This is a genomic window from Streptomyces sp. TAA486 (assembly GCF_000426165.1).
This window is the reverse complement of record NZ_AUEV01000009.1, coordinates 124330-136772: the sequence shown is the minus strand read 5'-3', so window position 1 is coordinate 136772 and position 12443 is coordinate 124330. Positions and strand designations below refer to the sequence as shown.

14 protein-coding genes are annotated in these 12443 nt (G+C 69.3%); 4 read left to right on the top strand and 10 right to left on the bottom strand.

What is annotated here, in order from left to right; translation table 11 throughout:
* The first annotated feature begins 160 nt into the window (after window positions 1–160).
* Window positions 161–628, top strand: a complete 468-nt coding sequence (locus I004_RS0115120) for a hypothetical protein (protein ID WP_028436191.1) — start codon at window positions 161–163, stop codon at window positions 626–628.
* Between the two features lie 134 nt (window positions 629–762).
* Here I004_RS0115120 and I004_RS0115115 read toward each other — a convergent pair whose 3' ends face one another.
* The 7 genes from I004_RS0115115 to clpS form a co-directional block, all read right to left on the bottom strand.
* Window positions 763–1713 (bottom strand): cysteine synthase, encoded by a 951-nt coding sequence (locus I004_RS0115115; RefSeq protein WP_028436190.1) that lies wholly within the window; start codon window positions 1711–1713, stop codon window positions 763–765.
* Window positions 1713–2015, bottom strand: coding sequence for a MoaD/ThiS family protein (locus I004_RS0115110; RefSeq protein ID WP_028436189.1), 303 nt, complete (start codon window positions 2013–2015; stop codon window positions 1713–1715). Before I004_RS0115110 ends, I004_RS0115115 begins: the two co-directional genes overlap by 1 nt.
* Window positions 2016–2147: 132 nt before the next feature.
* Window positions 2148–2279, bottom strand: a complete 132-nt coding sequence (locus I004_RS34070; protein WP_486580005.1) for a putative leader peptide — start codon at window positions 2277–2279, stop codon at window positions 2148–2150.
* A 128-nt stretch (window positions 2280–2407) separates the two neighbouring features.
* Entirely contained in the window at window positions 2408–2845 is a 438-nt protein-coding gene (locus I004_RS0115100; protein ID WP_028436188.1) for a M67 family metallopeptidase, read from the bottom strand.
* A gap of 101 nt (window positions 2846–2946) precedes the next feature.
* The gene (locus tag I004_RS0115095) at window positions 2947–4422 is read right to left on the bottom strand and encodes an amino acid permease (RefSeq protein ID WP_028436187.1); all 1476 of its coding nucleotides are present in this window, start codon (window positions 4420–4422) and stop codon (window positions 2947–2949) included.
* 225 nt (window positions 4423–4647) lie between these two features.
* Window positions 4648–5328 carry a DUF2017 domain-containing protein gene (locus I004_RS0115090; RefSeq protein WP_028436186.1) on the bottom strand — a complete coding sequence of 227 codons (681 nt, stop codon included), beginning with the start codon at window positions 5326–5328 and terminating at the stop codon, window positions 4648–4650.
* Window positions 5328–5642, bottom strand: a complete 315-nt coding sequence (clpS, locus tag I004_RS0115085; RefSeq protein WP_028436185.1) for an ATP-dependent Clp protease adapter ClpS — start codon at window positions 5640–5642, stop codon at window positions 5328–5330. The genes I004_RS0115090 and clpS overlap by 1 nt, the downstream gene beginning before the upstream one ends.
* A gap of 61 nt (window positions 5643–5703) precedes the next feature.
* Between clpS and I004_RS0115080 the strand changes: the two genes are divergently transcribed.
* Together I004_RS0115080 and I004_RS0115075 are read left to right on the top strand one after the other, a co-directional pair.
* Window positions 5704–7110 (top strand): nicotinate phosphoribosyltransferase, encoded by a 1407-nt coding sequence (locus I004_RS0115080; RefSeq protein WP_078511224.1) that lies wholly within the window; start codon window positions 5704–5706, stop codon window positions 7108–7110.
* 95 nt (window positions 7111–7205) lie between these two features.
* Window positions 7206–7799 carry a nicotinamidase gene (locus I004_RS0115075; protein ID WP_028436183.1) on the top strand — a complete coding sequence of 198 codons (594 nt, stop codon included), beginning with the start codon at window positions 7206–7208 and terminating at the stop codon, window positions 7797–7799.
* 141 nt (window positions 7800–7940) lie between these two features.
* Here I004_RS0115075 and I004_RS37555 read toward each other — a convergent pair whose 3' ends face one another.
* On the bottom strand, window positions 7941–8267 hold the full coding sequence (locus I004_RS37555) for a hypothetical protein (protein ID WP_106965357.1): 327 nt from the start codon (window positions 8265–8267) through the stop codon (window positions 7941–7943).
* Window positions 8268–8599: 332 nt separating this feature from the next.
* A complete protein-coding gene (locus I004_RS0115065) occupies window positions 8600–10978 on the bottom strand; it encodes an immune inhibitor A domain-containing protein (RefSeq protein WP_028436181.1) in 2379 nt (792 codons plus the stop codon).
* Window positions 10979–11291: 313 nt separating this feature from the next.
* Here I004_RS0115065 and I004_RS0115060 point away from each other — a divergent pair, with 313 nt between their 5' ends.
* A complete protein-coding gene (locus tag I004_RS0115060) occupies window positions 11292–11609 on the top strand; it encodes a hypothetical protein (protein ID WP_028436180.1) in 318 nt (105 codons plus the stop codon).
* A gap of 82 nt (window positions 11610–11691) precedes the next feature.
* On the opposite strand, the gene I004_RS0115055 is transcribed toward I004_RS0115060, so the two are convergent.
* Window positions 11692–12405, bottom strand: a complete 714-nt coding sequence (locus I004_RS0115055) for an RDD family protein (protein ID WP_028436179.1) — start codon at window positions 12403–12405, stop codon at window positions 11692–11694.
* Window positions 12406–12443: the final 38 nt, after the last annotated feature.

Here is a 12443-nt window from a genome sequence, read left to right as displayed (position 1 = left end):
GCGGGACCTCCGTTGGCGGCTGTGGGGTTTTTCGAGCGTAAGCCGCTGGGTGCTGCGTTTGGCCTCAAGAGCGCGCTGGTGTGGGCGGAATCACCAGCGCGGGGTACGGTCGGCAATCTGTGCGGTACTGCCGCGCGGAGGTCCGGGAGGCGAGGCGGGCATGGACACTTGGTGGTGGCTGGCCCTGGGTGCCGTCGTGGCCCTGTCACTTGTGGCGGCGCTGATCGACGGGGGTGCGCGGCTCGGCCGTCCCTTTCGCCGCCTCCGCGACGACCGCCGCCCGCGGAACGCCTCGCTGCCCGACCGTGGACCGCGCCCCGGGGAGATCTGGTGGACGCGTGAGCCGCTGCTGGTCCTCGTACTTGCAGTACGCATCGACAGGGCCCGTGTCGCGCGGGTCAGTGCGGAACGGCCTTCCCGCAAGGGCGAGTACCGCCTGCCGGAATCGTCCGGGGCGAAGCTGGCTCTGCCTCCGGGGACCGTCGCCGACGCCCCGGGCCGGGTGACTGCACTGTGCACGGACGCCGACGCGGCGTGGGACGTGGAACTGAGCGAGTTCGGGCGGCGGGCCGGCGAGGTCGACCAGGACATCTGGGTGCAGGTGCGCCACCTGTCCGGCGAGGCGTGACCCGGACCACACAGGGCAGCCGGGACGACGACACGAGCGGCTCCCAGGGCCCGGCATGCGCATCAATCCGCCCTGCGCCGACCGGAGTTGACCCGCGGCCCGTCACGGCCGCCCGGCCGGCGCACGGACAGCGATCAGGCCCAGAGCTGACCCTGGAGCGCCTCGACCGCGGCTTCGGTGGTCTCCGCCGTGTAGATACCGGTGGAGAGGTACTTCCAGCCACCGTCGGCGACGACGAAGACGATGTCGGCGCTCTCGCCCGCCCTTTGGGCCTTGCGTGCGACACCCGCGGCGGCGTGCAGCGCAGCACCCGAGGAGACCCCGGCGAAGATGCCCTCCTCGGCGAGGAGTTCGCGGGTGCGGCGCACCGCGTCCTCGGAGCCGACGGAGAACCGCCCGGTGAGCACGGACTCGTCGTACAGCTCGGGAACAAAGCCCTCGTCGAGGTTGCGCAGCCCGTAGACCAGGTCGTCGTAGCGCGGTTCGGCGGCGATGATCTGGACGCCGGGGCGGTGTTCGCGCAGATAGCGGCCGGCGCCCATCAGCGTGCCGGTGGTGCCCAGGCCCGCCACGAAATGGGTGACGGAGGGCAGGTCGGCGAGGATCTCGGGGCCGGTGGTGGTGTAGTGGGCGGCGGAGTTGGCGGGGTTGCCGTACTGGTAGAGCATCACCCAGTCCGGGTTCTGATCGGCGAGCTCCTTGGCCACGCGTACGGCGGTGTTCGAACCGCCTGCCGCCGGTGAGGGGATGATCTCGGCTCCCCACATGCCGAGCAACTGCCGCCGTTCCTCACTGGTGTTCTCCGGCATCACGCACACGATGCGGTAACCCTTGAGGCGTGCCGCCATCGCGAGCGAGATACCGGTGTTGCCGGAGGTCGGCTCCAGGATGGTGCAGCCGGGCGTCAACCGGCCCTCCTTTTCGGCCTGTTCGACCATGTAGAGGGCCGGCCGGTCCTTGACGGAGCCCGTCGGGTTGCGGTCCTCCAGCTTCGCCCAGATGCGCACGTCCTCGGACGGCGAGAGCCGCGGGAGCCGCACCAGCGGGGTGTCGCCGACCGCCTGGACCGGGGAGTCGTAGCGCATCAGCGGGTTCCCCTGCGGACGTGTGTGCCCGCGCCGCCCGCCACCGCGGGGAGGATCGTGACGTTGTCGCCGTCGCTGAGCTTCGTGCTGATGCCGTCGAGGAAGCGCACGTCCTCGTCGTTGAGATAGACGTTCACGAAGCGGCGCAGCTCACCACCGTCGACGAGACGGCCCTGGATGCCCGCGTGGCGGCTCTCCAGGTCGTCGAAGAGCTCCTTGAGGGTGTCGCCCTCCCCCGGGACGGACTTCTCGCCGTCGGTGTAGGTACGGAGGATGGTCGGGATGCGGACCTCGATGGCCATGGAAGCTCCTGTGGATGGAAGGCGGGCAGGGCGGTGTGGCGGACGTGGTGGGGCCCTCGGCGGGGCGGACGGTGGCGGCGGTGCCGGCCGCCATGTCCGTGCATGCCGGCCGCCAGGGGCCGGGGCACCGGATCAGACGCGGACGTACGCGCGGCGCCGGGTCGCCCCGAGCGCGCTGGCGAGACGGCACAGATCGACGTGCAGGCGCCCGACGAGCAGCGCGCTCCGGAGCGTCGAAGAAGCTCTCACGTCGTGGACAACCATGGGCTCATCGTAACGATTCCCCGTCCGATGACCCGATACTGATTCCATGATGTGGACCGAACCGTCTCATATGACGTCGTTCCACGCTTGACCTGCAGGAATCTCCCTGTCCGGAGTTCCTCCGGGATTCAGGCGGGCGGCGCCTGCCCGTCCACGACCTCGACCTCTTCCTCGGTGACCTCGCCGTCCACGATGCGGAACGACCGGAAGGAGAAGGGGCCTTCGTCGTTGCCGCACTCTGCGGTGGAGACGAGCACGTAGTGGGCGCCCGGCTCGTTGGCGTAGCTGATGTCCGTGCGCGAGGGGTACGCCTCGGTGGCGGTGTGCGAGTGGTAGATGACGACCGGCTCCTCGTCCTTGTCGTCCATCTCGCGGTAGAGCCGCAGCAGATCGCCCGAGTCGAACTCGTAGAACGTCGGCGAGCGGGCCGCGTTCAGCATCGGGATGAAGCGCTCCGGGCGGCCCTCTCCCGCGGGACCCGCGATGACTCCGCACGCCTCGTCCGGGTGGTCCTTGCGGGCGTGAGCGACGATCTTGTCGTGCAGCTCCTGGGTGATGGTCAGCATGCCCGGAAGGATATGCGGCGGCCCCGGTGCGCCGCCGGGGGCGTCGGACCGGGGCCTTCGCGGAGTGGGATCGGGGCGGACCGTCGCAGGTCAGGACCCGGTCACGGCCGCCCGTGGCCCTTCCTCACGGTCTCCTCGCGCCGGAAGGTGTCCGGGTCGCGCGCCTTGAGCACGAAGTACGCGACGACGAGACCCGCGGCCCAGGCCGGTGCCCCGTAGAGAGAGACACGGGAGTCAGGGTCGAAGCCCATCAGCACCACCACCGAGCCGATGAAGGCCAGCGAGATCCAGCTCGCGTAGGGGGCGCACGGTGCCTTGAACGAGGACTGCGGCAGACGTCCACGGTCCGCGGCGCGGCGGTAGCGGATGTGCGCGGCGAGAATCATGATCCACGCCCACATGCCGGAGATGGTGGCGAAGGAGACGACGTAGTCGAACGCCTTCGAGGGCCACTGGTAGTTGATCCAGACGCCGACCGTCATCAGCGCCGCGGAGACGCTGGTGCCCAGCAGCGGCAGCCCGTTGGCGGTGAGCCGGGTGAACAGCTTCGGCCCCTGCCTGTTCATCGCCAGGTCGCGCAGCATCCTGCCCGTCGAGTACATGCCGGAGTTGCACGAGGAGAGCGCCGCCGTGAGCACGACGAAGTTGACGATGGCCGCGCCCGCCGGCAGGCCGATCTTGCCGAAGGCCGCCACGAACGGGCTCGTGCCGGGTTCGAACGCCGTCCAGGACACCACGGAGAGGATCACGAGGAGCGCGCCGACGTAGAAGAGCGCGATGCGCCAGGGGACGGTGTTGACGGCACGGGGCAGCGTCTTCTCCGGGTTCACGGACTCCCCCGCCGTGACGCCGACGAGCTCGACGGCGAGGAAGGAGAACATCACGATCTGGAGCGTCATCAGCGTTCCGCCGATCCCCTTCGGGAAGAAGCCGCCGTCCGACCACAGCAGGGTCATGGACGCGGTGTTTCCGGCGTCGGAGAAACCGAGAGTGAGGACGCCGACGCCGATGAGGATCATGCCGATGATGGCGGTGACCTTGATCATCGAGAACCAGAACTCCAGCTCACCGAAGATCTTCACCGAGATCAGGTTCGCGCAGTACAGGACGAGCGTGAAGACGAGTGCGGAGACCCACTGCGGGACGGCGGGCCACCAGTACTGCACGTAGGTGGCGGCCGCGGTGACCTCGGTGATGCCGGTGACGACCCAGAAGAGCCAGTACGTCCAGCCGGTGGCGAACCCGAAGAAGGGCCCCAGGAACTCCCGCGCGTACTCGGAGAAGGAGCCGGAGACCGGCCGGTACATGAGCAGTTCGCCCAGCGCCCGCATGATGAAGAAGATGACGGTCCCGGCCACCGCGTAGGCGAGGATCAGGCTGGGCCCGGCCTTGGTGATGGCTTTGCCCGCGCCGAGGAAGAGGCCGGTGCCGATCGCGCCGCCGATGGCGATCATCTGGATCTGGCGGCTGCCGAGACCGCGCCGGTAGCCCTCCTCCGGAGGGGCCGCGGTGCCGGTCGTTGTTTCCGTGATGCCGCCGCGCGGGGCGCCGCGGTCATCGACCTGCTCGGAGGCCATGGATGCGCCTTTCTCCGTGCCGGAGCAAGCGGCTGGCGCGCACCGGGACATGACGGGTGTTCAGAGATGTTCCGGAACCTTTCGGAACCGGGCCCTCATCATGTCCGCGCGGGAGGGGCGGGACGGTCGCGGGAAGCCGCCGGCGGGCAGATGCCATCCGTTCAGGGGAGGCGCCGCCGGGGCGGTCAAGACGAACAGGGGAAGGCGGGGCCCCGGGGCGGCTTCTCAGGGAAGCAGCGTCTCGACGAGCGTCTCCTGCAGCCCACCCAGCCACAGATAGGCCATCACCATCGGCTTGCGGGGATCCTCGTCCGGCAGCGCGTACAGCTCGCTGCTGTCGTCGTCGTCAGTGACCTCGAGGCGCGTGCCGATGGCCAGCCTCAGGTCGTTCAGCGCGCCCAGCCACTGCTTGGACTCCTCGGGCTTGAGCGTGAGCACCGCGCCCGCGCTGCCCTCGGGCCCCTGGGGGTACTTCCCCTGGCTGCGCCGGGGAGGCCCCACCCCGGGCCCGGCGGGCCCAGGGGGAGGGTCGGGGGTGAGGGAGTCCAGCGCACGGACGATCGCAAGGCCGTCCTCCCGCTTGCGGGCGCGCAGTTCGTTCTCGGTGAAGCGGCGGAACTCGGCGGAGGCGCGGCGCTCCTCCGCGTTCCCCTCTCCGGGCGCCGAGTCGGGGCCGTCGCCGTAGGCGTCGGGGAAGAGCCTGGCCAGGGCGGGGTCGGAGGGCGGCTCGCTCGGCCCGTCGGCGAGGATGGCGATGAGCGGGTCCTCCGCCCCGTCGGCGGGCTGGTCGCCCGGACCGATCAACTCCAGCAGCTGGACCGCGAGGCTGCGCAGGATCGAGATCTCGACCTCGTCCAGGGCGATGGCGGCGCCGCCGTCACCTGTGGCCTCGAAGTGGCCGGCCATCAGCCGCGGTCCTGCTGGAGGGTGGCCCACAGTCCGTAGCCGTGCATCGCCTGCACGTCGCGCTCCATCTCCTCGCGGCTGCCGGTGGAGACCACAGCCCGGCCCTTGTGGTGGACGTCCATCATCAGCTTCTTCGCCTTGTCCTTCGGATAGCCGAAGTAGCTCTGGAAGACGTAGGTCACGTAGCTCATGAGGTTGACCGGGTCGTTGTGCACGATCGTCGCCCAGGGGACGTCGGGCTCGGGCACCTCGAGGGGCGCCTCGGCAGACTCGGGGCGTTCGATCTCAGTGGGGGCAACACTCACGGGTCCCATGCTGCCACTCAGAGGTGTCGGGTGGCCAAACGGCCACAACCGATATCGTCACACTGACGAGATGTGTTGTACGCTCGATTCCTGCACCGCCCCTGCCCCAGGGGCTCGCCGAAGCGAGGAGCCAGTACCAGTGAACCGACAGGCGACCGTGGACAGGGGGCTGCCGGTGGCCGTGCCGTCGACGGCGCTCTTCACCGATCAGTACGAACTCACCATGCTCCAGGCCGCGCTGCGCGCCGGCACGGCCGAACGGCGTTGCGTCTTCGAGGTGTTCGCGCGGCGGCTGCCCGAGGGCAGGAGGTACGGAGTCGTCGCGGGGACCGGCCGGGTACTGGACGCCGTGGAGAACTTCCGCTTCGACGACCAGGTCCTCAACTACCTGCGTGAGCGGGGAATAGTCGACGAGCCCACTCTCGATTGGCTGTCGGGCTACCGCTTCAGCGGCGACATCGCCGGCTACCCCGAGGGCGAGGTGTACTTCCCCGGCTCCCCCGTGATGCGGGTGGAGGGCACCTTCGCGGAGAGCGTGCTGCTGGAGACGGTCATCCTCTCGATCCTCAACCATGACTCGGCGGTCGCCGCTGCCGCCTCCCGCATGGCCGTCGCCGCGGGCGGGCGTCCGCTGATGGAGATGGGCGCACGGCGCACCCACGAGCTGTCGGCCGTCGCGTCCTCCCGCGCCGCCTACCTCGGCGGCTTCGCCTCGACCTCGGACCTCGCAGCCGGTTTCCGGTACGACATCCCCACCGTCGGGACCAGCGCGCACTCGTTCACGCTGGTGCACGACAGTGAGCGGGACGCCTTCACCGCACAGGTGGACTCGTTCGGAAGCGGTACGACCCTGCTCGTCGACACCTACGACGTCGCGGAAGCGGTGCGCAGCGCAGTCGAGATCGCAGGACCCGAACTGGGCGCGGTACGCATCGATTCGGGCGACCTGCTGCTGCTCGCCCACCGGGTGCGCCACCAGCTGGACGAACTGGGCGCGACAGGTACCCGGATCGTGGTCACCAGCGACCTGGACGAGTACGCGATCGCCTCGCTCGCCGCGGCACCGGTCGACGCGTACGGGGTGGGCACCCAGCTGGTGACCGGCAGCGGCCACCCGACCTGCGCGATGGTCTACAAGCTCGTCGCGCGCGCCGCGTCGGACGAGCCGGACGCGCCGATGCTGGCCGTCGCGAAGAAGTCGATGGGCGGCAAGTCCTCCGCTGGAGGAGCGAAATGGGCTGCACGCCGGCCCGACGAGGACGGCGTCGCGGCGGCCGAGGTCGTCGGCACCGGGCCGGTGCCCGAGCACCTGAGGGAGCACCAGCTCCACGTGCCGCTCGTGCGCGGCGGCGAGACCGTCGCCCGCGAACCGCTCGACGCAGCACGGGACCGGCACACCCGGGCCCTCGCCGGCCTGCCGATGTCCGCCATGCAACTCTCACGCGGCGAGCCGGTGTTGCCTACGGAGTACGTATGACAGGTCTGCGTGGGACCTCCCACGGAGACGGCGGATTCTCTAGGGTCGTGCCGACGCCCCGCACCAAATCCCCCACCCCCCGAAAGGCACCTCCAATGCACCGGGCACTGATCGTCGTAGACGTGCAGAACGATTTCTGTGAAGGGGGAAGCCTCGGGGTCAACGGCGGGTCGGACGTCGCCGCCGCCATCACCGATCTCATCGGCGACGCCTCCGCCGGGTACAACCATGTGGTCGCCACCCGGGACCACCACATCGAGCCGGGCGACCATTTCGCCGACAACCCCGACTTCGAACGCACCTGGCCGCCGCACTGCATCGCCGGCACCGAAGGCATCGGCTTCCACCCGAACTTCGCCCCAGCCGTCGCCGCCGGCGCGATCGACGCGGTCTTCAGCAAGGGCTCGTACTCCGCCGCCTACAGCGGCTTCGAGGGCACCGACGAGAACGGCACGCCGCTCACCGATTGGCTCCGGGAGCGCGGCGTGGACCAGGTCGACGTGGTCGGCATCGCTACCGACCACTGCGTGCGTGCCACCGCGCTGGACGCGGCCTCCGAGGGCTTCCGCACCCAGGTCCTGCTGAACCTCACCGCCGGCGTAGCGCCGGCCACCACGCAGAACGCGCTCGACGAGATGCGCGACGCCGGGATCCACCTGTCAGGCGCACCGGTCCTGCGGGAGGCGTGAGCGCCGCCGCCCAGCGGCCTCGGCTCTGCCCTGTCTGGACGTCGCCTGTCGTCAGGGCGGTCGTGTGTCGTCAGCGGCGCGGGCAGCCCTCCGGCCCGCGCACACGCGGGCCGCGGTGTCCGGGGTGGCCGTGGTGCCCGCCTAGCCGGTGCGCACCCGGTCCGAGGGCCGCAGCAGCGACTCGATGGGGTGCCATGCCTCGCGGTCGTCGCCCGGCGTCGTGCGCCACACCAGCCCGTCCGGGTGGTGCAGCACGGCCGTGACCTCGTCGGCTGTCGGCGGCTCCGCGTTGCCCCGCAGATAGACCGCCCGCATGCCGAGGTTCCGCAGCCGGGTCAGGGCGCGGGCACGGTTGACGGAGTGGACGAGCACGCGTACACGCGGCTCGTCGCCGTGCCGCCCCGGCGTGACAGCACGCACCGTGTGCGCCTCGTCCGCGTGGGCCGACCAGCGACGTCGCTCCGGCATGAGGCCGTCGTACGGGCCGCCACCGCGGCCCTGCCGTACGGGGCCCGGCTGCCGGCTTCCTGTCGCCGCCTCCGGGCCCGCGTCCGAGGTCGCCCCCGTATCCGGCCCCGCGTGCCTGGCTGCACGCTGGGCCGGGACCGGAATGGTGAGCGCGACGATCACGCTCCCGTCCGGCAGCTGGGCGAATCCGCCTCCAGCCATGATCAACAACACCCCCGCGAGACTGTTCCGGTGGACCTCCGCAGAGGCCCGTCACAGGCATCTAAACGCGATCGGCCGCTGCCCGCCAGGGGGGCAACGGCCGATCATGTTTTGACCTGCAACGATGCAAATTAATTTGTGGAAGGTCTCACCTGGAGGGTGATCGTCTCACCGGAACGGGGCTGGTTCACGACCATGATCCGGGTGTTGGTGTCCGGCACCCTGACCCCCTGGGTGGGGTTCGAGTCGTACCAGTACGTCCCCTTATGGTCGTCGAAGACAGGAACGCCCTTCTTCGACTTGACCTTGACCGCTTTGCCGTCGTTATGGAGTTTGATCCCATTCGTCGCATACTTCCCGAAGGGCGAGTCATAGGCCTGCATGCGGTTGCGCAGCGGCTTGCCGTCCGACCACTTCTCCGGTTTCGCGTGCGCGTCGACCGGCAGGATCAGGCCCTCGCCGGGGTGCGCCGAGACGTTGTTGTCCAGCTGAGAGGTGTCCCAGAGCCAGACGAGCAGGCCCTTCTCGTACGCGTAGCGCTCGACCCAGTCGGGCCTCGTCGAGGCCCAACCGAAGTTGTACGGCCCGTACTTCAGCGACTTGTCGTAGGAGACGTGGTTGCGGTTCTCGGCGATGTAGAACTGCGCGTAGGGCTTCGTGAAGGACTCCCCGATGCGCGAGAACCCCTTCGTCTCCCAGCCGTTGTCGTTGTCGGCCTCGGCGCCGTCCTCGAAGATCTTCTCACCGTCCGCGGTGACGCTGATGGCGTCCGCCGCGAACCCCTTCTGGGCGACCCCACCGTCCGTCAGATAGCGGAAGCGAACATCAATCTTCTTCCCCGCGAAGTCGTCGAGGGGGAAGGCGAGATCCTTGTACGTCTTCGACACACCGGAGAGGCCGGGCTGGTTGCTGCCGTCACGCGGGATGGGCTTGCCGTCGGCGGTGCCGTCGATCGGCGTCCAGTTCTCGCCGTCCTCGGAGACCTCGGTGTAGAGGAAGTCGTAGTTCTCCTCGATGTCCCACCAGCCCTTGAGGTCCAGGGAGGCCTTGGACTTGCCCGTCAGGTCGACGCTGCGGGAGAGGGTGTTGCGCAGATCGTCGCCGCTGCCGCTCCACCACTGCTTCTCGCCCTCGGCGGGCTTGGTGATCGTCGTCGTGACGTCCTTCTCGGGAAGCTCGACGATGAGCGCCTGCTTGTTCTTCGTCTGGTACGAGTGCGTGCCCAGCTTGTGCTTCGACTTGGTGGCCGCCTTGGCCTTGTCGTAGTCCAGCCAGCCGAGTTGGAGCTTGTCCCACGCGCTCATGTCGCCGGCGGAGTCGCCGATGGCGTCCTTGCCCTTGTTGAGCCAGGAGCCCACGGACATGATCGACCAGAAGCCGACGGAGTTCTCGCCGCCGCCAGTTGTGTCGTAGTGGTCGGGCAGACCCAGGTCGTGGCCGTACTCGTGGACGAAGACGCCGAGTCCGCCGTTCTCCGGCTGCGCGGTGTAGTCGCCGACCCAGATGCCGCTGTCGCCGATCTGGGTGCCGCCGGCCTTGTTGTCCTCCGGACCGGTCTTGCCCGCGTCGCTGCCGTACGCGTACCAGCGGTGCGCCCAGATGGCGTTCTCGCCCTCGGCTCCGCCGCCGGCCGACTCGTCCTCACCGGCGTGCACGAACTGGAAGTGGTCGATGTAGCCGTCGGACTCGTTGAAGTTGCCGTCCTCGTCGAAGTCGTAGCGGTCCCACTTGTCGTACTCCGCCACTGCCGCCGCGATCTCCGCGTCGCTCTTGCCGGCCGCCTTCTGGTCCTCGACCCACTTCTCGACGCCGTCCCGGATCGCGTCCCACACGGTCGGGCAGTTGGAGTCGCCGCAGTAGTTGGAGCCGTAACGGGCCTCGTTGTAGTCGACCTTGACCCAGTCGGAGACCGTTCCCTCGACGGAGTAGCGCCCGGAGGACTGCTTCTCGTAGTAGCTCTTGACCGAGTCCTCGGTCTTCGTCGAGAAATACGTCTTCTGGAAGTGCTCCCTGTTGAAGTCCTTCTTCCAGAAGGTGGAGTTGTCCTTCTTGCGGTCAGGAGCGGGGATCTTGTTGTGCACGGGCCCCGGGTCGCCGCCGTACTTGTCGTCGATCTTGTCGCCGAACTCGACGAGGATGGTGAAGATCTTGTCCGTCTTCTGCCGCGCCAGCTCTACGTACTTGCCGTCATCGAGCTTGACGACCTCGGAGCCCTTGCGCTGGACGGTCTTGGCGTCACCCTGTGCCAGCTTCTCCAGTGCCGCCTGACGCTGAGCGTTCCGCTCCTTGTCGAACGGACCCTTGAGATTGTCCTTGCTGTGCCCGTCCGCGCTCCCCCCGGGCGCTCCGGGCTGCGCTACCGCCGACTGCGGTGCCGGATGTGCGGCCGGCGCCGATATCTGCTGAGCCTGTGCCGCACTTGCGGGTATCAGTGCGGTGGCGCCGATCGCCGCTATGGCAACCGTCAGCGCTCCTGCTCTGGATCTTTTGGATCTCCGTCTGCCGTTCACCTCTGAGGTGCCCTCCCCTGTGGAGTGTCATGGGACAGGAGGTATTGGACAGCAGCCGAGAGAGAAAAGACAGACCCTGATGCCCACATTCGTGCTGGGCACGCAAGCGTCGGCACCTGTCCGCCAGTTGGGACGATCAACGGCTGTGCGACCGTGCGCCCCCTGTGCGACTTCGACGTGGGTCAGCTCACGCTTACCGTGGTGTCCGTCCGGGAATCCCGGACCGTAGGGTCGTTCGGCGGGCACCGCGTGCCTCCGTACGGCTCGACCGACGGCCCCACTCCCGACACGTCTCCCGAGGACGGATCACGCCATGCCGCGTCCGACCCCCGCACAGCTCGCTTACGGTTCGGTCACCGTCATCTGCTCGACGCTCGCGATGCTCCTGCTCTCCCGGACCCAGTCAGGGCCGGGAGTCGCACTGATCGCGGTCGTCGCACTGGCGGTCGGTGTACTGGTGGCACTCACAACTCCGGGGGTGCAGACGGTCCGTCGCGTGCGTACACGCTCGCAGGCGCGTGCGGTCGCGCTGCGGGCCCGGGCCTCCTCGCCCTCCCGCATCCACGCGCGGCACGACACGGCCGCGGCGCGGGGCGCGAGGCGTGTGGCGGAACCCTCGCTGCGTTCCTGACCAGGCGGACGGGCGTCCGCGACGCCGCGGTTCGTGCTCGCTCTCCACCGTCGCCGTCGGACCCGTTCCACGGGTCACCCGGTCAATCGGCGGCCACGACCACGGTCTTGGCCGCCTTGTCGTGCACGCACTGCCGGTACGGCTTGTCCCAGGTGCAGAAGAGCACGTTCACGAGCCAGAAGAGGAAGCCGATGCAGGGCACCAGCGGCGGCACGTGGTAGACCGCCGAACGGAGCCAGCCCGGCGTTCCCCTGGGCACCGTGCCGTCGGCGAGCACAGCGACCCTGATCCGCATCACCTTCTTGCCCACCGTCTGGCCGGAGTGCGTGAGCATCAGCCCCTCGTAGACCAGATAGACGACCGTGTAGACGAGTTGCTGACCCGCCGTACGGCTGCTGTCGTCCGGATCCCAGCCCCCTTGTGCGAATCCCATGATGAGACCGACCGGGATGCCGATGAGGAGCGCGTCGATGATCCGCGCGACCAGCCGCCTGCCGCGTGACGCGAGAGGCGCCATGCCTTCCAGGGGGTCGGTGGCTCCCGCCATGTCTCCGTACGGGTTGGAGGCGTAGGGGCCGCTGCCGTACGGGCCTCCCGCGCCGCCGTAGGGGCCTCCGCCGTACGGATCTCCCCGCGGGCCCTCGCCCTGGCCGCCCGGCGGCGGGGGCGGACCGCCGTACGGACCGGCCGAGTCGCCGTACGGACCTGCCGAATCGCCGTACCTGGGCGGCTCCTGCCTCTCCTCGGGCGACTCCTGCTTGCGGAACGGGTCGTTGCCGGGCTGATCCGTACTCATGGGCCGAGTGGACCGCGGCCCGCGCCGCCTCGCACCCG

Coding starts and splice junctions, on each gene's coding strand:
- I004_RS0115100 (WP_028436188.1), bottom strand. CDS start 2,845: ATGCTGACCATCACCCAGGAGCTGCACGACAAGATCGTCGCTCACGCC.
- I004_RS0115055 (WP_028436179.1), bottom strand. CDS start 12,405: ATGAGTACGGATCAGCCCGGCAACGACCCGTTCCGCAAGCAGGAGTCG.
- I004_RS34070 (WP_486580005.1), bottom strand. CDS start 2,279: ATGGTTGTCCACGACGTGAGAGCTTCTTCGACGCTCCGGAGCGCGCTG.
- I004_RS0115060 (WP_028436180.1), top strand. CDS start 11,292: ATGCCGCGTCCGACCCCCGCACAGCTCGCTTACGGTTCGGTCACCGTC.
- I004_RS0115110 (WP_028436189.1), bottom strand. CDS start 2,015: ATGGCCATCGAGGTCCGCATCCCGACCATCCTCCGTACCTACACCGAC.
- I004_RS0115075 (WP_028436183.1), top strand. CDS start 7,206: ATGCACCGGGCACTGATCGTCGTAGACGTGCAGAACGATTTCTGTGAA.
- I004_RS0115120 (WP_028436191.1), top strand. CDS start 161: ATGGACACTTGGTGGTGGCTGGCCCTGGGTGCCGTCGTGGCCCTGTCA.
- I004_RS0115095 (WP_028436187.1), bottom strand. CDS start 4,422: ATGGCCTCCGAGCAGGTCGATGACCGCGGCGCCCCGCGCGGCGGCATC.
- I004_RS37555 (WP_106965357.1), bottom strand. CDS start 8,267: ATGCCGGAGCGACGTCGCTGGTCGGCCCACGCGGACGAGGCGCACACG.
- I004_RS0115115 (WP_028436190.1), bottom strand. CDS start 1,713: ATGCGCTACGACTCCCCGGTCCAGGCGGTCGGCGACACCCCGCTGGTG.
- clpS (WP_028436185.1), bottom strand. CDS start 5,642: ATGGGACCCGTGAGTGTTGCCCCCACTGAGATCGAACGCCCCGAGTCT.
- I004_RS0115080 (WP_078511224.1), top strand. CDS start 5,704: ATGTGTTGTACGCTCGATTCCTGCACCGCCCCTGCCCCAGGGGCTCGC.
- I004_RS0115090 (WP_028436186.1), bottom strand. CDS start 5,328: ATGGCCGGCCACTTCGAGGCCACAGGTGACGGCGGCGCCGCCATCGCC.